Annotated in this window: 17 protein-coding genes; 9 read left to right on the top strand and 8 right to left on the bottom strand. The window is 40.2% G+C overall.

What is annotated here, in order from left to right; translation table 11 throughout:
• Window positions 1–66: 66 nt before the first annotated feature.
• The 4 genes from aroK (at window position 67) to ACOB82_RS08770 (ending at window position 3,941) form a co-directional block, all read left to right on the top strand.
• Window positions 67–585, top strand: a complete 519-nt coding sequence (gene aroK, locus ACOB82_RS08785) for a shikimate kinase AroK (protein ID WP_448212608.1) — start codon at window positions 67–69, stop codon at window positions 583–585.
• Complete coding sequence (aroB, locus tag ACOB82_RS08780; protein ID WP_448212607.1) at window positions 585–1,652, top strand: 3-dehydroquinate synthase; 1,068 nt, start codon at window positions 585–587, stop codon at window positions 1,650–1,652. The genes aroK and aroB overlap by 1 nt, the downstream gene beginning before the upstream one ends.
• A gap of 13 nt (window positions 1,653–1,665) precedes the next feature.
• Window positions 1,666–3,015, top strand: a complete 1,350-nt coding sequence (locus ACOB82_RS08775; RefSeq protein WP_448212606.1) for a hypothetical protein — start codon at window positions 1,666–1,668, stop codon at window positions 3,013–3,015.
• Between the two features lie 104 nt (window positions 3,016–3,119).
• The gene (locus ACOB82_RS08770) at window positions 3,120–3,941 is read left to right on the top strand and encodes a Dam family site-specific DNA-(adenine-N6)-methyltransferase (RefSeq protein WP_448212605.1); all 822 of its coding nucleotides are present in this window, start codon (window positions 3,120–3,122) and stop codon (window positions 3,939–3,941) included.
• Between the two features lie 68 nt (window positions 3,942–4,009).
• Here ACOB82_RS08770 and ACOB82_RS08765 read toward each other — a convergent pair whose 3' ends face one another.
• Together ACOB82_RS08765 and ACOB82_RS08760 are read right to left on the bottom strand one after the other, a co-directional pair.
• Window positions 4,010–4,201: a DUF2970 domain-containing protein gene (locus ACOB82_RS08765; RefSeq protein ID WP_448212604.1), complete on the bottom strand. Its 192-nt coding sequence runs from the start codon at window positions 4,199–4,201 to the stop codon at window positions 4,010–4,012.
• 164 nt (window positions 4,202–4,365) lie between these two features.
• Window positions 4,366–5,040, bottom strand: a complete 675-nt coding sequence (locus ACOB82_RS08760; RefSeq protein ID WP_448212603.1) for a TorF family putative porin — start codon at window positions 5,038–5,040, stop codon at window positions 4,366–4,368.
• Window positions 5,041–5,324: 284 nt separating this feature from the next.
• Here ACOB82_RS08760 and rpe point away from each other — a divergent pair, with 284 nt between their 5' ends.
• Complete coding sequence (rpe, locus tag ACOB82_RS08755; protein ID WP_448212602.1) at window positions 5,325–5,999, top strand: ribulose-phosphate 3-epimerase; 675 nt, start codon at window positions 5,325–5,327, stop codon at window positions 5,997–5,999.
• Between the two features lie 53 nt (window positions 6,000–6,052).
• Window positions 6,053–7,057, top strand: coding sequence for a tryptophan--tRNA ligase (trpS, locus tag ACOB82_RS08750; protein WP_448212601.1), 1,005 nt, complete (start codon window positions 6,053–6,055; stop codon window positions 7,055–7,057).
• Window positions 7,058–7,180: 123 nt separating this feature from the next.
• On the opposite strand, the gene ACOB82_RS08745 is transcribed toward trpS, so the two are convergent.
• From ACOB82_RS08745 to ACOB82_RS08725, 5 genes are all read right to left on the bottom strand, one after another.
• Window positions 7,181–8,146: an FHA domain-containing protein gene (locus ACOB82_RS08745; protein WP_448212600.1), complete on the bottom strand. Its 966-nt coding sequence runs from the start codon at window positions 8,144–8,146 to the stop codon at window positions 7,181–7,183.
• Window positions 8,137–9,390: a S1 family peptidase gene (locus ACOB82_RS08740; protein ID WP_448212599.1), complete on the bottom strand. Its 1,254-nt coding sequence runs from the start codon at window positions 9,388–9,390 to the stop codon at window positions 8,137–8,139. Before ACOB82_RS08740 ends, ACOB82_RS08745 begins: the two co-directional genes overlap by 10 nt.
• Window positions 9,391–9,537: 147 nt before the next feature.
• A complete protein-coding gene (locus ACOB82_RS08735) occupies window positions 9,538–10,017 on the bottom strand; it encodes an acyl-CoA thioesterase (protein WP_448212598.1) in 480 nt (159 codons plus the stop codon).
• 89 nt (window positions 10,018–10,106) lie between these two features.
• A complete protein-coding gene (locus ACOB82_RS08730) occupies window positions 10,107–11,252 on the bottom strand; it encodes a hypothetical protein (protein WP_448212597.1) in 1,146 nt (381 codons plus the stop codon).
• Entirely contained in the window at window positions 11,252–12,508 is a 1,257-nt protein-coding gene (locus tag ACOB82_RS08725; RefSeq protein ID WP_448212596.1) for a saccharopine dehydrogenase family protein, read from the bottom strand. Before ACOB82_RS08725 ends, ACOB82_RS08730 begins: the two co-directional genes overlap by 1 nt.
• A gap of 308 nt (window positions 12,509–12,816) precedes the next feature.
• Here ACOB82_RS08725 and ACOB82_RS08720 point away from each other — a divergent pair, with 308 nt between their 5' ends.
• The 3 genes from ACOB82_RS08720 (at window position 12,817) to ACOB82_RS08710 (ending at window position 17,475) form a co-directional block, all read left to right on the top strand.
• A complete protein-coding gene (locus ACOB82_RS08720; protein ID WP_448212595.1) occupies window positions 12,817–14,196 on the top strand; it encodes a class II fumarate hydratase in 1,380 nt (459 codons plus the stop codon).
• A 387-nt stretch (window positions 14,197–14,583) separates the two neighbouring features.
• Window positions 14,584–15,591, top strand: coding sequence for a DUF4382 domain-containing protein (locus ACOB82_RS08715; RefSeq protein ID WP_448212594.1), 1,008 nt, complete (start codon window positions 14,584–14,586; stop codon window positions 15,589–15,591).
• Window positions 15,592–15,798: 207 nt separating this feature from the next.
• Window positions 15,799–17,475 (top strand): amidohydrolase family protein, encoded by a 1,677-nt coding sequence (locus ACOB82_RS08710; RefSeq protein ID WP_448212593.1) that lies wholly within the window; start codon window positions 15,799–15,801, stop codon window positions 17,473–17,475.
• A gap of 9 nt (window positions 17,476–17,484) precedes the next feature.
• Here the strand turns inward: ACOB82_RS08710 and ACOB82_RS08705 are convergent, their stop codons facing one another.
• Complete coding sequence (locus ACOB82_RS08705; protein WP_448212592.1) at window positions 17,485–18,564, bottom strand: helix-turn-helix transcriptional regulator; 1,080 nt, start codon at window positions 18,562–18,564, stop codon at window positions 17,485–17,487.
• Between the last annotated feature and the right edge of the window lie 248 nt (window positions 18,565–18,812).

Raw genomic sequence — 18,812 nt, 5'->3', positions numbered from 1 at the left:
TGAAATTTTTGAGGGGAGTTTCCTCTTACCTATTTACACTATTTTTACGAGAATTAAGTAAGTCTAATGGCAGAAAAACGTAATATTTTCCTAGTTGGTCCGATGGGCGCAGGTAAAAGCACAATTGGTCGAGAATTAGCTGATAAGCTTCACTTAGAGTTTTTCGACTCGGATCAAGAAATTGAACGTCGCACTGGTGCTGACATTTCGTGGGTTTTCGATTTAGAAGGGGAAGAAGGCTTCCGTAAAAGAGAAGAAGACGTTATTGACGACTTAACTGAAAGACAAGGTATCGTACTTGCTACAGGTGGTGGTTCAGTGATTAGCCCTCAAGTACGTAATCGCTTATCTGCTCGTGGTATTGTGGTTTACTTAGAAACTACTATTGATAAGCAAGTTGCTCGTACACAGCGTGATCGTCGTCGTCCATTATTGCAAACATCTGAAGAGCCAAGATCGGTATTAGAAAAGTTAGCTGTAGAGCGTAATCCGTTATATGAAGAAATTGCTGACGTGATTGTGCAGACTGATGATCAAAGCGCTAAAGTTGTTGCTCATAAGATTGTCGAACGTCTAGATTTCTAATGAAACCACTTCTGGTTGATCTGGACGATCGCAGTTACCCAATTTATATAGCAACAGGGCTTTTGGACAACAATAGCCCTGTTTGCCAACACATCAAATCTAAACGTGTTTGTATTGTCTCAAACACTGTTGTCTTCCCGCTTTACGGCGAAAAGTTAATTACTGCACTTGATGGCTTTGACGTCGATTTTTTAGTTTTGCCTGATGGCGAACAACAAAAGAATTTAGCAAACTTTGATAAAATCATGGGGCATATGCTTGAGCATGGCCATGGTCGAGATTCAACGCTTATTGCCTTGGGTGGCGGTGTTATCGGCGATATAACTGGCTTTGCTGCAGCTTGTTATCAGCGCGGTATTGATTTTATCCAAGTGCCAACCACGCTTTTATCGCAAGTTGATTCTTCGGTAGGTGGTAAAACTGCAATAAATCACCCATTAGGCAAAAATATGGTGGGCGCATTCTATCAACCGAATGCCGTGATTATTGATATTAATACACTGTCAACGTTACCGAGTCGCGAATTTGCTGCAGGTATGGCAGAAGTTATCAAATACGGCATTTTAGGTGACAGTAAATTTTTTGACTGGTTAGTGCAAAATAAAGTAGCGATTAAAGCTCAAGATACTGAATTGCTACGTGAAGTTATTGCTCGTTGTTGTCAGTGTAAAGCGGAAATTGTTGCTGAAGATGAAAAAGAAGCTGGTCGACGTGCGCTGCTGAATTTAGGCCATACTTTTGGTCATGCTATTGAAGCTGAACAAGGCTATGGTGTTTGGCTTCATGGTGAAGCCGTTGCTGCTGGTATGGTTCTTGCTGCTAAACTATCAGTACAAAGAGGATTGCTTTTAGCGTCAGATCTTCGTCGCATTGAACAATTGATTGCTTATTTTGAGCTACCAACAACGTCCCCGGAAAATATGACTTTTGAACAGTATCTTAAGCATATGAAACGAGATAAAAAGAATGTTGCTGGTCAATTACGGTTCATTTTGCCAACAGCCATTGGCCAAAGTGAAATGTTCGGCGACGTCACTATCGAGGAGCTAAAGCAACTTCTAGATTAAATCGGAAGGTCAAATGACAGCTTTAGCCAACAAACAGCCAACAGCCTCAGAGCCAAATGTTATGTCAATTAGCACAAATGCCAGAATTGACTATATATTGAAATTTTCTCGACATACGGTTGTCGTCATTGATGAACAACAAGCTGGCTTTGGTTCAATTTCAGGCACTTTCTTAGCTTCTTTACCAGACACTACCAATGCTGCGTTAATCGCCGTATCGAGCAAACTGAATGACGTTCAGGTTCGTGCAAGAATTAATGAGCAACTTTTTCCCAACCAGCCTTTTGATCCAGAATTATCGCTGACTCAAAGCGTGATTGAATTTTACGGACAAGATAAATCGCCAATCGCAATTGTTATTGAGCAAGCTCATCATTTGTCATTGCAAATTATTCACGAGCTTACGTTGTTATCTGAGCTTGCCAAAAAATCTGGGCGCCAGATCAGTGTCGTGCTGCTAGGCGATATACCAATCGGTAAATTGATTGTTGATAATTACGCGTTATTTAGTAAAAAGTTATCACTGATATCGGCGCAAAATGGTCAATTAATTTCTCGAAATTCACCACTGTTTAAAGCAACCACAACTTGGTTTTCATTTACCCCATTTAACAAAATGGTGATGACCTTGATTGCGCTTCTACTACTAACGTTTGTTAGCTTATATGCAATGTATCAGCGCGATAGCTTTGGTTTTAGTCGACTAACAATTAACGATACAACGCAAATTGAAAAGCCTGTTACAGCTAACGGTAACAATGAACCGCTAACAGCTAACGCTTTAGCACCAATAAAGCAAAAAACTGCAGCCGCAGAGTCCTCAGATATAGTTCAGGCCTTATTGACACCAGAATATCACCCTCAGGCCGCTGAAAAAGCAGGTTCTTCGGAAGTATTTGCTGCAATTTTAGCTACTGAACAGGGCGGCCATGAAATAGCTACAGAAACTGAAATCCTAGTAGCGCAATCATCTCGTTTTGAAAACATAGAGCAACAGCCGATAGAGGCTTTGCCAAGCGAAGAAAAAGAAGTAGTTAGCGTCGTTAATAATAGTTCAATTCAACACTCGTTCAATATAGATGCTGAAGGTGTTGTTATTCAGTATTCTGCATTGGCTATTGCCGATGGAGGGCAAGCAAATGAAATTGCACAACAGTTTGCTCGACGTTATTTATTTGATAGCTATCAATATTATTCAAGAACAATTAATGCGAAGCCTTTTGTAGTGATTACTTCTCCAGCCTATGCTAATCGCGCCGCTGCGGTTGAAGCGATGGGGGCACTAAGTAACGAACTTAGAAATAGCGGAATATGGATTAAAGCTGTTGATACGGTTAAACGAGAACTGAATCAAGCACAGTAGACACGGATATTCACTTAAAAAAATTGTTGTTAGCATTGGTCTGTGATCAGAATCAGGCTACAATCCCCTGTCGTTAGATTAGTAGTATTGGAATTGTTGGCTAAATGACCAATAAAAACAGAGCGTTTCTTAAATGGGCGGGTGGAAAATATACGTTATGTGACGTAATTAACAAAATGCTGCCAAAGGGCGATTGCCTAATAGAACCTTTTGTTGGCGCTGGCTCTGTTTTTCTTAATAGTAATTACAAACGATATATTCTTAACGACATAAATCGCGATCTAATAAACCTTTATCAAATTCTTCAATTAACGCCTGAACGCTTTATTAGCGATGCCGCTAAGTTATTTTCAATGCAAAATAATCAGGCTGATGCGTATTATGAATTTAGGGCATTATTTAATGCCAGTGACGACTCATATCAAAGATCACTAATCTTCTTGTATCTAAATCGCCATGGCTTTAATGGTTTATGCCGCTATAACAAGTCTGGCGGTTACAATGTGCCTTTTGGTAAATATAAAAAGCCTTATTTTCCCGAAAAAGAACTGTGGTTTTTTGCGGAAAAATCACAAAAAGCAACGTTTGTTTGTGAAAGTTATCGAGACACTTTTGCACGAGCAAAAAATGGTGATGTAATTTATTGTGATCCTCCGTATGTTCCTTTAAGTAAAACCGCAAGCTTTACCAGTTATGCTGGTAACGGTTTTGGTCTAGATGAACAAGCAGACTTAGCCAATGCTGCAGAAGAAACCATTGCTCGCTTATCTAATACTTCTGTCTTGATTAGTAATCACGATACTATTTGGACGCGTAAAATTTATGAACATGCCAACAAAATTAGAAAGCTCAATGTTGCTCGTACAATTAGCCAAAAAGGCAGTGGCCGCAAAAAAGTAGGGGAATTAATGGCGTTATATAAGTAGCGCTGTGATAGCCTAAGTTGGTAACACTAAGTAGATAAAGCTTAAACCAATAATAATACCTAATAAAGCTAGGCAGGTAATACTAGCGACACGACTAATACTAGGCCGATAACAAATAAAATGGCGGCAATAGCGCCAGCAATAATAAAATGTATGGCTTTTCCTTCATTGAAATCTTTCTCGCGATTTTTATCACTTTGCACACCAAAAAACGCAGCAACAACACTTTTCAAAACTTCTGTTAACGTTGACTTAGCCATCGAATCCCTTTGTTTATTATTTAACCTTTAGCGACAGTATGCTTGTTTGGTGTAAATCAGACAAGTGTAGGCTTAGTCATAACGCCTGAATAAACTCAGCTAAATAAAAAGCCGCTTTGTTATTTCAACAAAGCGGCTTTTTAATCGTGATTATATTGCTAAGCTTAGAATGACGTGCCCCAGCTCACAACAAATTTAGTATCGTCGCTACCAGACTCTTCATCAGCTTGAGAAACACTGAATGTAAAGTCGCCTTTAGCAACGTCGACTTGGAAGTGACCGTAATCGTAGTCACTACTAGCGTCAAAGGTGTAATAGCCGTAAAGGAGGCTTAAACTAAACTCTTTAGGTAGATCAAAACCATAAGAAACATTGTAATAAATATCACCCGCATCGAAGGCTGAGCCTTTAGAAACTTGGCTGTTAGTGGTATAGGCAACACCAAAGCCTAAGCCGCCAAAGCTACCGTTAAAATAAACTTCACCGAAGTCAGAATCTTCAAAGCCTGACGCAGGGTAATTGTAGTAGATATAACCAACATCGTAACCGAAACCGTCAACTTCGCCACTATAACCTAGGTAATAATCGTTTTCTGTACCGTTACCAGTGCCCCAGTCAATTGAGCCAACCCAAGTTCCGGCATAGAAGCCACTTTCGTGGGCATAATCAATACCACCTGAAATAGAAGGACCGTCAGAGCTTTGAGTAACACCACGCCACAAATAGTTGCTGGTTACGCCAATATTTGCAGACCACTCTTCTGCCTGTACTGATGTCGTTGATAATACTGCTGTTGCTAACGAAGAGGCAATTACTATGCTTTTTAGTGCGTTTTTCATGTTTATTCTCTCTGTTTTTTTATTGTTGTTGTCAAAATTGCAAAGTCAGTGCCTATTAGGAAAATATCAGCAAAAAATTAATTAAATACATTAAATACAATAGGATACGTGTTAGTTGTGTTTTTCGGTAAATTGAATGAAACGAGAAAATGTTCAATTTTAGTGCAATATGTACAGGGTGATGTCCAATTAAGTGCGTGTTTTTTGAGCAAAAAAGCAGGCTTTTACTTCAATATTGCGCTGGGTTTAGGTAAAGTAGCGCTGATTTTTAATTAGGTGAAATTATGTCGTCATTTCTTATTGCTCCATCTATTTTATCTGCTGATTTTGCAAGGCTTGGCGAAGATGTCGCTAAGGTCGTTGCAGCGGGTGCAGATGTTATTCACTTTGATGTAATGGATAACCATTACGTACCAAACTTAACGTTTGGGCCTATGGTATGTAAGTCATTAAGAGATTACGGAATTACCGCGCCTATAGACGTCCATTTAATGGTTTCGCCAGTAGATGGTTTAATTCCGGCATTTGCCAATGCTGGCGCCAATATCATTACGTTTCATCCCGAAGCCAGTCAGCACGTGGATCGCAGTTTACAGTTGATTAAAGAACATGGCTGCCAAGCGGGCTTAGTGCTTAATCCTGCTACACCTTTGCACGTCTTAGATTTCGTCATGGATAAAGTAGACGTGATTTTATTAATGTCGGTTAACCCAGGGTTTGGTGGCCAATCGTTTATTCCATCAACAATTGACAAAATTAAGCAAGTCAAACAACGCATTATTGAAAGTGGCCGTGATATTCGCCTAGAAATTGATGGTGGTGTTAAGGTTGATAATATCGCAGAAATTGCTGCAGCTGGCGCCGATATGTTTGTCGCAGGCTCAGCAATATTTTCACAACCTGATTACCAGGCTGTTATTGATCAAATGCGCGCAGAGCTGGCGTCTATTAGCCAATAATCTTTGCCAGAATCAAAAGTAAGTAAAGTTTTTAATTAGAGAATACATTAATTATGAGTAAACCAATTGTATTAAGTGGCTGTCAGCCGTCAGGTGAATTAACTATTGGTAATTACCTCGGTGCGCTAAAGCAGTGGGTTAATATGCAAGATGATCATGAGTGTTATTATATGCTGGTTGATCAACATGCGATTACAGTAAGACCTGAGCCCGCTGCATTACGTAAAGCGACTTTAGATGGTTTAGCTTTATATTTGGCCTGTGGTGTTGATCCACAAAAATCGACGATTTTCATTCAGTCGCATGTGCCAGAGCATTCGCAGTTAAGCTGGGTATTAAACTGTTACACCCAAATGGGTGAATTAAACCGTATGACCCAGTTTAAAGATAAATCAACGCGAGCGGGTGCAGATATCAACTCAGGCCTATTTACTTATCCGGTATTAATGGCGGCAGACATTTTGCTTTATAACGCTGCGCGCGTGCCAGTTGGTGAAGATCAGAAACAACATTTAGAATTAGCCCGTGATATTGCTACCCGTTTTAATAATTTATACGGTGATATTTTTACTGTGCCAGATCCATATATCCCTGAATTTGGCGCGCGTATTATGAGTTTGCAAGATCCGACGAAGAAAATGTCGAAATCTGATGACAACACCAATAACTTTATTGGCTTGTTGGAAGATACTAAGAAAATCACCAAGAAAATTAAGCGTGCGGTTACAGATTCAGATGAACAAGCTCGTATTTATTACGATGTTGCTGAAAAGCCAGGTGTTTCAAATCTTCTCTCGTTATTATCGTGTGCTACAGGTAAGTCAATCGACAGCCTAATACCTGAGTATGAAGATAAAATGTATGGCCATTTAAAAGGTGATGTTGCAGAAGCGGTTGTCGCGCTGTTAGAGCCAATTCAACAACGTTTCCATCAGTACCGTGAAGATGAGGCTTTCTTAAATCAAGTTATGCGTGATGGCGCTGAAAAGGCCTCTGCTCATGCCAGCAAAATTTTAGCGAAAGTGTATGAGGCGATTGGCTTTGTCGCGAAGCCGTAACGTTAAGCCTTAATGTAACGCAAAGTAGCAAATTAAATCATCAAAAAAGCGAGCTTAATGCTCGCTTTTTTATTAGCTGAATTTATTTGAGAATAAATTAGATCAACACGCGCTAACCTTTGATTACTCTTTTTCTTCTGCTACCGCTTTTTGGGTTTTCTCAAATAGTTTTTCGGCATCGCCTAAAAAGCTATCCACATCGCTACTTGCCACCCATAGAAAACTTGGCGGCATAATGGTCGAGCTATATTGTGGGCGCGGATTAAAATCAGGCTGTTTACTAATTTGTACTAATGCACTACCACCAAAAAACACTAACGTTAGGCAAGCGGCAGTCACAAGGCGGCGTTTATCCGACATATGAAAACCGATATAGCAGTTAAGCCAAAACATGCAAAAAGCAATGGCAATTGGCAATAAGTTGATCAACCAGACAATTGGCCAGTTAGAGGAAGTGTTAAAGCCAACTAGGGATTGCACGATATCGCTTAACATTAAAATAATGAAAAAAACAAAACAGGTGCCTACCTGATGGAGAACGCGGGCATCGTTTTTAGTTAGGTGGGAAATCAGTGAAATAACTGCTGGCCACACGCCAAACATTAAGGTCATTCCCACAGCCGGTACTAACAATTGAGTAAAATTAACTTCTATTGCTTTATCTAAATAGGTTAACCAACCAGATGCAAGGGTAAATAAAATAATGCTGAAGGCAATGACGAACGGGTTCTTGGTTAAATCAATTAAGGTTTCAAACGGGCTAAATGCCACACTTGGCGCTACCGGGTGATCAGGAAACACTAATCTGATCTGGCTATTGCCAATTGAAATAACATCGCCTGACTGAACAATATGATGATTGGCATTTTTTTTAGAGTGACCTAGAAACGTGCCATTAATACTGTGTTGGTCGATAACCAGCCATTGTTCACCATCAAAGCATAACGAGACATGTTCAGGGCAAACATGGGGATCTGAAATAATAATGTCGTTGGTGTAAGCGCGGCCAATAGTGATTTGTGCCTGTGCGTATTTATGACGGCCAATTAATTTATGGTCTTTGCCAATATCTTCAATAATTATTTCCATTGCACCGACTCCATAAACTGCTTAGTAAAAGCAAGTGCCATTGGTTTTTCTACGCCGGATAGGGTGAAATGACTGATCAGTGCTTGAGTATCATGATCAATCGATAAACCCAGATATAAAACATCAAACAAGTTGGTGAATTTTTTGTAGTTGCGCACGCAAAGTATGCTCTTATTATTTATGTGCTGGCTCTCTGGCATCACAATGTCGTGATGGCACTGAAATTCAGAAACGTCATCCTTCGTCACTTTATTGCTAGCCGATGCACGAGCCACTTGGCGTTGGTATAGATGATAAAATTTCAAATTGCTAATTTTTTCGGTTTCCATGTACTGAAATTGCATTTCAATATTGCCGGTAAAGAAGTTGTGATCGATAAAGGTATCTTCATCCATCGAACAATTAGCCATTGCCGATAAAATTAATGCGTCTTTTTTATCAGAGTTTGAATCACCCCAGCAGCGAATAAACGGTACGTCGATGGTTGGAATAATCGCTTTACCCAATACCTTGCCGTGCCACTGACTTGCTAATAACGTTTCTACCATGGCTTTTTGATTGGCGCTTAATTGTGCAGACATTTGTTGCTCAATTGATTGCGGAGGGTTTTGCTGAAAATCAGCAAATAATGTTGCTAACTTATCATGTGGTACTAAAAAGCCTATTTGGTTGCCTGAAGTTGCGACATTGATGCCAACTACTTGAGTGTGCTTATTAACTACTGGACCACCACTCATGCCAGAGTTCACTGAGCCAGTAAAATGAATTTTATCAACAAAAGATTCTTTTTTTAGACCATTATAAGTGCCTGGTACCACAATCATCCCTAAGTCATGAGGGTTACCCAAAGAGTAAAGTTCTTCACCTTTTATCGGGGCGGCATTTGCGATACTAAAAAATGCCATGTCGGTGTCAGTTTGGCGCTGAACTAAGGCTAAGTCATTAATAACATCAACACTTTCCAGCGACAACTGACCTTTTTCACCTTGATGATCTAAATATTCAATTTGATATTTTTTCGGGTACTGAGCATAGCCAGCAATGACGTGATAATTAGTGGCGATTAAGCCATCTTTCGTAATTTGAAAACCTGAACCAATGGAAGACTTTTCACCACTGGCGGTATCAATTAAGCGAATTTGATAGAGCGAAGGCGCTAGTTGTTTAAATATCGTTTCCGCTTGTTCAGCCGCCTCAACGAATGGGCAGGCAATCATTAAAAGTAAGGCGAAGAAACCTTTCATTGATATTCCTGTTGTTTGCTATTCACTTCATTGTGCCAAGTTATTAGCATTATCAACAGCCCTAAAATTAAAAAAAGCCGCTAATGAGGCTTTTTTATGTAAATCGTTGTTAATACAGCAATCGCTTAAAATTATTAGCGTAATTCCTTACTTCCAACCAAGTTTTTCTTCAAAGTCAAAGTCCAGCTTTTTGGCAAACTCTTTTGCTTGCTCAGCAACTTTTTCTAACTGTTTATCTTCATCAGTTTCGGGGTGGTAAGTCGGCACTTTGATGGGGTAACCTGAATCATCGATCGCCATAAAAGTAATAAAGCAGCGATTGGTAATCACTGGTTTGCTGCCTTTAGGATCACCAGCGCGTACCACAACATAAATATGCATGCTGGATTTACCGGTATGAACAATACGAGCTTCAACGCTTATGAGTTGTCCGACTAAAATTGGCCGAATAAAGCGAATGGCATTGGCAGAAACCGTTACACAGTAATGCTTACTCCACTGCGCCGCACAAGCGTATGAGGCTTGGTCAATCCACTTCATGACCATGCCACCATGTACTTTACCGCCAAAATTGACATCGGTAGGCTCTGCTAAAAATCGAAACTCTACGGAATTATTTGTCGTCATGTGTTATCGCCATAGGGGGTTAAAATTTAAAAAAGATAACCTCACTATAGCGAAAAGGTCTGAACGAGAGAATTAAAAGTTCAACCCGCTCAGCGAATTACCGTAGTTAAGTAACGATCATAATCATCTTGTCGATTACGTTTAATATTGCCATCCGCATCAATAACAACAAAGTCAGGCTGATTAACGCCATTAAAATGATGGCACTGCACTAAGGTATAGGGGGTTTGGTCTAAAAAGGTAATGCAATCATCCAGTTCAAGTGGCTTAGCAAAACTGTATTGACCAATAACATCACCAGTTAAACAAGTATTACCGCCTAAAATATATGGGTGCTCTTCAACATCAAAACCAAAACTGCCTTCGTTAATATCAACGTTATAATCAGGACTTTCCATAATATCTGGCATATGGTTTTTTGCGCTGACGTTTAAAATAGCAATTGGCATTTCATTATGTACTAACGATAATACTCGTGCCTTTAATACGCCAACATTGGCATAAACGTGTTCACTTGGCTCAATATAAACGTCTAAGTTATATTCACTTTGTAAGTGGCGTACTACACTTGCAAGCGTGTCATAATCGTAATCTGGGCGACATACCATATGCCCACCGCCCATGTTGATGCGCTCAACTTGGTTTAGCAGGTTCGGAAATTTATTTTCTAATGCGGCAACACAGCCCTTTAAGTCGCTTGCACCTTGAGAGCATAACGCATGAAAGTGTACGCCAGTGACATTATAACGCTGAATATCTTCAGGCTTAAATTCAGCAGCGGTAATACCGAAACGTGAATAAGGTTTGTTTGGGTTATAACCGGCGAATACTTCGGTATCCATATCTTCATGTTGCAGATTCAGTCGAACATCAATTTTTACATGCGCTGGTACGCGCCCTGCAAACCTTGCTAAATCTTGATGCGAGTTAAACACTACATGGCTGCTATAACGTATTAACTCATCAAAAGTGTCTTCATCATACGCAGGGCAGTAGGTGTGTATTTCGCCTTGGTAATGTTCAGCAGATGAGCGCGCTTCATTTAATGATGAAGCGGCAACACCATCTAAATAATCGCTAACTAACTCAGCAGAATGCAAAGGATTATAGCCTTTAAGCGCTAGCAAAATTTTTAGGCCACAGCTGTCTTTAAACTGTTTTAATTGCGCTAAATTTTTTTCAAACTGCCCTTCGTCAAAAATATGAGTAGGGCGACGTGGTGCCGATAGCTCCATTACAGAGCTACCTTTTGACCAGTTGCGTCATAAGAATCTACTTCTAAGCCATAAATAGTTGATAATTTTTCAAATAATTCAGTGCTTAGGTTCGGTAAATTTTCTGGTACAAATACACCTGCACCGTCATATTGCATTAACGCGTCTAAGAATAAACAGGCTGGTACCCCGGTACTCCAGGCAACGGCACCCGTTTTTGTATCTGCCCAACAATCTTCATGACGCATACGCCAAACACTGACTAAATCCATTTCTGTAGAACCTACTCCCGCAGATTCAACACGCATGCCTGCAGGACCTGTAACTAAAGGTGCAACATCGCGTGGGTGTGGCATTAATGACGCTAAGAAACGAATTGGAATAATTTCACCACCTTGACCATCAGAAACTGGCTCTGTGCCAAGTAAACCCAGATCACGGAAAAGCTTGAAGTATTTAATATAATCTTCACCAAAACTCATATAGTTATAAATATTGCTGATATGAGGGAACACCATATTAATGGTTTCTTGTTCTTCATGATAAATGGTGTTGAAACCTACTTCAGTGTTATCACCAATATTGAGTGGATCAACCATATGAAAACGTTCAGCAAATGCCGGTGCTTCTGTCCACTCACCATTTTTTAAGAACTTAGCAGGGTTATCTAATTCTTTTAAATTGTCTTCGGCAGCAAAGTTGGTTGCCCAAGGGTATTTATTCTGTGAACCACCGTTGTAGTCAAAAATTTTCACACTTTCACAAGTGCGTTTGCCGTCATGTAAGCGGGTTAATACATTGGTAATACCTGGTGAACCACCGCCACCTAACAAGGCTTTTAACCCACGCTTTTCAAACTCTGGCGCTAGCGTTAATTGCTGCTTGTAACTAAAACCTTTAGTGTCAAACTCTTCATAGCAGGCAGTATCAACATAATGACAATTGGTTTCTAATGCTAAATGCATTAGTTTCATGTCTAAGTATGGAGAGCCTAAATTAAAGATAATTTGTGGCTCTACACTAGCAGTTGAATTAATTAATGCAGCTAAATCTTCAGTACGATTAAATACATCGATTTGGTGGAATGAAATATGGCTTGCAGATAAATCATTCTTTGCATTCTCAGCCAATAAATCCAAACCGCCTGAACGGTTTGCAGCTACAACGGCAATTTTTTGTTCAGGGTAAAGTGTTACCAATTTATATAAGGCAGCTTTGGCAACTTCGCCAGTACCAATAAGATAAACAGTGTTTGGTGTTAATTGAGTTTGTGACATAACGGTAAAAACCTTTCCAAAACCAGACGATAAATTTGTCTGAAGTCAAACTAATAGCTTGGCATCAAGCTAAGGGCGCGGTAATTATAACTGTTTTTTTCAGTGGTAACATATTTTCATGTAATGCTATTAAGTTAATCCGCGGTAGATGAGGTTAATATTTTTGTCTTGTTAGGGGGCTAAACCGCAGCACGGCTGATTGTTGGTTTCTTAGTGGTGGTTAGGGGTTATGTCTATTTTACGCTATGGTTTGAGTAATGTGAGCGCAATTTACTCATGTCATTGACTACGAAGTACTCGGAGTGCAAATGCCGGAAAAACATCAACCTAATGCGAAAAGCTCGGATATTGAGCCGCTTAAACTTTATAGCGAAGAAACCCAGAAAGCCCTTCATAACTTTCAATTGAGCCAGCTAACCATGCCGAGCCGATTTATTCAGGCCTTGGGACAAATTAAGTCAGCTTGCGCATTGGCAAATGCCGACTTACAGGTGCTTGATAAATCGCTAGCTAGCTATATTCAGCAAGCAGCAGATGAAGTTGCTCAAGGTTTACATAATGACCAGTTTCCGGTGGATGTTATGCAAACTGGCTCAGGTACCAGTACTAACATGAATGCCAATGAAGTGATTGCCACGCTTGTTAAGATGAAAAGTGCTGGTAACTTAGTTGCCCACCCTAACGATGATGTCAACATGGGACAAAGCTCAAATGATGTAATCCCTACGGCTATTCATCTTAGCGCAGCTATCGCCGTTCATAACGAATTGTTGCCAGCGCTTGAACAGTTAATTGCAGCATTAAATTACAAAGCGAATAGCGCACAAACGCTGATAAAAACTGGTCGCACTCATTTGATGGATGCTATGCCACTGAGTGTTGCGCAAGAAATGAGTGGTTGGAGTGCACAAATTAGCACGGCCAAGCAGCAATTATCTTTAGGTGTTAATCGTTTATGTGACTTAGCCATTGGTGGTACAGCTGTTGGTACTGGCGTAAATACATTACCGACATTTGCCGATAAAGTTTGTCATAGGTTATCTCAACAAACCGGTATTGCATTTAAGCCTGCGGATAATTATTTTCGGGCAATTAGTAGTCAAGATTCCGCTGTTTTCTTTAGTGGATTATTGAAAAATTTAGCCATCAGTTTATCTAAAATTACTAATGATATTCGGTGGTATAGCAGCGGGCCCGAAACGGGATTAAATGAAATTCAATTGGCAGAAATGCAAAAGGGCAGCAGCATTATGCCAGGTAAAGTGAATCCCGTTATTCCCGAGTCTATTTTAATGGCATGTACACAGGTTATTGGTAACGACACGACTATTTCGCTGGCAGGACATTCGGGTAACTTTCAGTTAAATACCATGCTGCCACTTATCGCTTACAACTTGCTACAAAGTATTACCTTAGTTGCCTCCAGTTCGTTAGCACTTGCCGATAAAGTGATTGCCACTATGCAGTTTAATAAGCAGGTATTAGCTGACAATCTTGAGCGTAACCCAATCTTAGCAACCGCTCTGAATAGGATTGTTGGCTACGACAAAGCGGCTGAAATAGCAAAAAAAGCCTATGCCGAGCATCGTCCTGTGCTTGATGTTGCCGCCGAATTGACGGAGTTATCGCCTCAAGAGTTAGCGCAGTTATTATCACCAGCAGCATTGATAACTAATCAAAAAGATTAAGCTTTTTATTTGTTTGTAGTCAGTCGATATTGTTTTCAAGTTTGTAGGCAATTCATATGGCAGCATAGCTGCTATGCTTAAAGAGGTACTGGTTCGTTTTTAGCCGTTTGGCAATAAACCGTACTGGTTATTGGTAATAGTCTACGAAGGTGTTAGTATTAACCAAGGGTTGTTAAGGAAAACTCGATAACCCGAAGATTGATAAATTGCGAAACTGTAGCGATTTCAAGTGTAATCGTGCGGAATAGCAATCGTGAAGTAAGGCCTAGTTACTTCATTTTTTTACGAAAAAGTCTATCAATCTGGAGCTACTTAGCTTTTATTCTTCAGATTTATCAGCGACAGCTGTTGACCTAAGCTTTTTCATTGAATACAAGCGAGAAATTTATGTTAAAACCAACGTTTAAACTAAAACAGGTTCTTTCACTTACTTTACCCGTGGTACTGCTTTCAGCGTGCGGCGGCGGCTCAAGTTCAGACTCAAAGCCTGAAACCCCAGATCCTACTCCAACAACATCAACCTTTTCATTAGCGGTAAGTGATGCGCCCGTTGATGCCTTAAGCGAAGTGGTGGTGTGTTTTAACCAAATTGAACTGAAATCCTCTGGCGATGATGTGGTATTTACCGTTGGCGAAGAAGAGGGCATGCTTGAAGCAAATGAACTTTGCTTAGATGACAATGATCAAGTGATTGCAAATACCGTTGGTATTAATTTATTAGATTACCAAGGTAGTGAGTCAATCAATCTTGTGCAAGGTATGACTATTCCTGCGGGCAGCTACAGCCAAATGCGTTTAATTATGGCGGAAGGCTCATATGGTATCGATCAGGAAACTGGCGAAAAAATTGCTGTGAGTGTTCCATCAAATGAGCTGAAACTTGACGGCTTTACAGCAGCAGCTGGAGGGGCAGTTGATTTTACCTTAGAGTTTGATTTACGAAAATCAATGACCAATCCTAAAGGCCAATCAGACTACTTTTTAAAACCGCGTGGTGTGCGTTTAGTCAATAATATTGATGCAGGTCACATCCAAGGCACAATTACAGAAACGGTATTATTAAACAATTTATGTGAGCCGCTGTCTGATTCAACGACTAGTCCGGCAACAGCATATTTGTATCAAGGGTTCGATCTACCGTTAGAGAGTTTGGCTGACAATGGCGGCAGTGAAGAAAATCAACCGCTGGCAAGCGCTAGCGTGAAGTTTGATGCAGAACAAATCACTTATCAATTTGCTATCGGTTTTGTTAATGCAGGTGATTATACCGTGGCATTAACTTGCGAAACCTTTGACGACCCAGAAGTGGATGATGAAATTGTTTTCTTCCAAGGCCAAAATGTTACGGTTGAAGCGGGTAATCAAGCCACTGTAGTGAATTTTGATGTAGAATAAATTCACCAAAACGTTGTAAGCCTCTTCTAATGAAGGGGCTTTTTTTGCCTGTTTTTTAATGAATCACAAAGATTTACCTGAAATTAACAGGTGAGAACAATGTATGAACTCTTGTATTTTCTCGACAATATTTTGTGTTTTGTGCAGAAACGCCAGCTAATAAATCGCATAGGCTAATTCCTTTATTACAACAATTAGAGCAAATAAATGAAAAAATTTAGTATGAAAGCCGTTGCTTGTGCAATTGGTTTAGCCGCTTTAAGCGTTTCAGCAAAAGGGATTTTACCGGGCGATGAAGCAGCGTATGTTATTTCAAAGTTAGGTGGTCATAACTACAGCGAGCCTCAAATTGTCCCCAAAGCGCAGCGCCGTGCTTATAAAGGGGTAAAGATTACTAATGTTTCAATCATTGATGGCACAGGCTCACCAGCATACGGTCCAGTTAATATCACTATTGAACAAGACCGAATTACTGCAATTGCAGCGGCTCATGCAGGAGCCGGTGTCGGTGTCTCGCTAGGTGGTCAAAAAAATGAAGAGGGTTACCAAGTTATAGATGGTACCGGTAAATTTGTTATGCCGGGCCTTATTGATGCTCATGCGCATACTGATGTTCAGCAACACAGCCTGTTTGGTGAAGTGCCGTCAGTCGATTACGTATTTAAGCTTTGGCTAGGTCATGGCATTACCACCATTCGTGATGCGGGCTCATTAGGGGGGTTAACGAAAAACCTGAAATATAAAGAGTTGAGCTCAGAAAACGCCATTGTTGCACCACGTATGGTGGTATTTGCCACTTACCCTATGGGCATGTTGCCAGATGAGGCTGCGGTGAAAAAATGGATTAACGCCGTACATAAACGTGGCGCTGACGGTATTAAATTATTAGGCGGTAAACCGCATATGGTGAAAGCGGCAATAGAGCAAGCTAACGCGTTAGGTATGAAAACCGCATTCCATCACCCACAATTAGGCGTTGCTCAGGCCAATGCGTTAGATTCAGCGAAATGGGGCAATACCAGTATTGAACACTGGTACGGCATTCCTGAAGCTATGTTTGAAGATAAGCTAGTTCAACATTTCTCACCAAGTTATGACTATTCAAATGAGCAAGACCGCTTTGGTGAAGCAGGGGTGTTATGGGCGCAATCTGCTGAGCCGGGATCAGATAAATGGCAGTCAATGATCAGTCAATTAATTGATTTAAAAGTGACGCTAGACCCTACTTTCTCGATTTATGAAGCGAATCGCGATTTAATGGCAGTTAGTCGTCGCGAATGGTTTGATGAGTTTGCCATTCCCGCCACTCAAAAAGCGTTCCAGCCAAATTATAAAATTCATGGCTCTTACTTCTTTGATTGGACCACACAGCATGAAATTAATTGGAAAGAAAACTTTCGTTTATGGATGAAGTTTGTCAATGATTATAAAAACCAAGGTGGTAAAGTCACCGTTGGTAGTGATTCAGGCTATATCTATAACTTGTTTGGTTTTGGTTACATTCGTGGCTTAGAAATGTTGCAAGAAGCAGGCTTCCATCCGCTTGAAGTATTGCAAGCTGCGACAATGAACGGTGCTGAATTATTATCGGTTGATAACGAAGTAGGTACGCTAGCGGTCGGTAAAAAAGCTGACTTGCTGTTAGTTGATGAAAATCCACTAAAGAACTTTAAACTGCTTTATGGTACTCAGCACACTAGGCTAAATATTGAAACTAATGAAGCTGAAAAAGTAGGCGGCGTGGTTTATACCATTAAAGATGGCATTGTATATGATGCGAAAAAACTGCTAGCTGAAGTTAAAGAGACAGTGGCCGAATTAAAAGCTGCCGAGACAAAGCTGCTGAGTAGCCAGCAAAAGCTAAGTAGTTTGAGTAAGTATTAAAGCTAAATATTAACGCTTAGGTAAATCCATTTTGGGCGAATGATTAAAGTAACTGCGATATGTTCGCCCAAAACTGGATTGGTTTTGATAACTCACTTCTAATGCCACTTGCAAAATAGTGTACTTTCCTGATGTTAGTAATGCTCGGCTGATCTCCATTTTTCGATTACGAATATAATCAGAAATTGTTAAGCCACAGGCTGATTTAAAACTATTACATAAGTTAGTACGACTTAAACCCACTTGTTTGGCTAATTGATTAAGGCTAGGTGGAGCGCGATATTGTTCATTAAGCACGGCAATCACTTGAGTTAGCGCTGATACTTTCATTTTCGGTAAAGCAGTATCTTGAATAAATAAATTATCGGTGGAGTACAGGCGTTCAATGGTATGGCACATCAGCTCAATTAATTTGCTTTGAATGTAAACATCTTGCGTCGCACCGGTAAATTTAGAATTTAGCACCTGATTGATAATAGTTTTTACCGACATAGATAACGGTAAAATTTCTGTTTTCCCCTTGGTATGATTCAACAGCTTATATATAGCTGGAGGAACTCTATCCATGTCCAACCCTAGTTCATCGACTAAGGTGTCAAGATCAAGCCAAAGACAAATCGCTCTGAGTTTATTACCTTTACTAAATATGCGTTGCTGAAATTGACTATCACCAAATTTACTTAAATAAAGCCCAGCACTGTTAATATTGGTTATAGTTTGTGTGCCGTAAAGGCGGTCATAGCCGCCTTCAATAATGAATTCGAAACATAAATGATTTTGCAGGCGCGCTTCTAACAGACAGTCACTTTGAAATTCTGCGTCCCAAATCCCCACCATAAACATTGATGAAAAACTAATGCGATGATAGCTACCTGAAATTAGCTGGCGAATATTGGCAGGAAGTAACGATTCTGCTGACTTAAGTCGGGATTTATATAGATTTAGATTATCAGAAGCGCCAAGTAGCACTTTGTCGATATGTCGTTTGTCACCACCTTGGTTAACGCTATCTTTCGTAACCGAATGCCCCTGTGTTGACGGTGAATCATTCACATTCAAGGCATATACTTTAGTAACGTGGCTAAACACGAATGAAAAACTCCCTTGATACTTGCGGCACAAAAAATGGTACTTTGTGCATAGTATATTTAGTGGTCGATGACTTAAGTTAAATTGTGCTTAATTAAAACATAAAAAAGGCACAATCGATCTAATGCCGTTCACTTAAGGTGAGCGGCATTTCTTTTTATAGGGTACCGAGCGGGTCGTTTCTTCACACATCGAGGAAATATTCTTTGCCGCCGGGGCTCTAAGATAAGGCTTTCAGCCATACCGTA

It is taken from the genome of Colwellia sp. MEBiC06753 (assembly GCF_053470325.1).
Note: the sequence above shows the minus strand (reverse complement) of the source record. Positions and strands in the feature narration are given on the sequence as shown.

What these genes read in the sequence shown, in the direction of transcription:
- ACOB82_RS08775 (WP_448212606.1), top strand. Translation starts at nt 1,666, where the DNA reads ATGACAGCTTTAGCCAACAAACAGCCAACAGCCTCAGAGCCAAATGTT.
- ACOB82_RS08710 (WP_448212593.1), top strand. Translation starts at nt 15,799, where the DNA reads ATGAAAAAATTTAGTATGAAAGCCGTTGCTTGTGCAATTGGTTTAGCC.
- aroK (WP_448212608.1), top strand. Translation starts at nt 67, where the DNA reads ATGGCAGAAAAACGTAATATTTTCCTAGTTGGTCCGATGGGCGCAGGT.
- aroB (WP_448212607.1), top strand. Translation starts at nt 585, where the DNA reads ATGAAACCACTTCTGGTTGATCTGGACGATCGCAGTTACCCAATTTAT.
- ACOB82_RS08720 (WP_448212595.1), top strand. Translation starts at nt 12,817, where the DNA reads ATGCCGGAAAAACATCAACCTAATGCGAAAAGCTCGGATATTGAGCCG.
- ACOB82_RS08765 (WP_448212604.1), bottom strand. Translation starts at nt 4,201, where the DNA reads ATGGCTAAGTCAACGTTAACAGAAGTTTTGAAAAGTGTTGTTGCTGCG.
- ACOB82_RS08735 (WP_448212598.1), bottom strand. Translation starts at nt 10,017, where the DNA reads ATGACGACAAATAATTCCGTAGAGTTTCGATTTTTAGCAGAGCCTACC.
- ACOB82_RS08740 (WP_448212599.1), bottom strand. Translation starts at nt 9,390, where the DNA reads ATGAAAGGTTTCTTCGCCTTACTTTTAATGATTGCCTGCCCATTCGTT.
- ACOB82_RS08770 (WP_448212605.1), top strand. Translation starts at nt 3,120, where the DNA reads ATGACCAATAAAAACAGAGCGTTTCTTAAATGGGCGGGTGGAAAATAT.
- trpS (WP_448212601.1), top strand. Translation starts at nt 6,053, where the DNA reads ATGAGTAAACCAATTGTATTAAGTGGCTGTCAGCCGTCAGGTGAATTA.
- ACOB82_RS08725 (WP_448212596.1), bottom strand. Translation starts at nt 12,508, where the DNA reads ATGTCACAAACTCAATTAACACCAAACACTGTTTATCTTATTGGTACT.
- ACOB82_RS08715 (WP_448212594.1), top strand. Translation starts at nt 14,584, where the DNA reads ATGTTAAAACCAACGTTTAAACTAAAACAGGTTCTTTCACTTACTTTA.
- ACOB82_RS08730 (WP_448212597.1), bottom strand. Translation starts at nt 11,252, where the DNA reads ATGGAGCTATCGGCACCACGTCGCCCTACTCATATTTTTGACGAAGGG.
- ACOB82_RS08745 (WP_448212600.1), bottom strand. Translation starts at nt 8,146, where the DNA reads ATGGAAATAATTATTGAAGATATTGGCAAAGACCATAAATTAATTGGC.
- ACOB82_RS08760 (WP_448212603.1), bottom strand. Translation starts at nt 5,040, where the DNA reads ATGAAAAACGCACTAAAAAGCATAGTAATTGCCTCTTCGTTAGCAACA.
- rpe (WP_448212602.1), top strand. Translation starts at nt 5,325, where the DNA reads ATGTCGTCATTTCTTATTGCTCCATCTATTTTATCTGCTGATTTTGCA.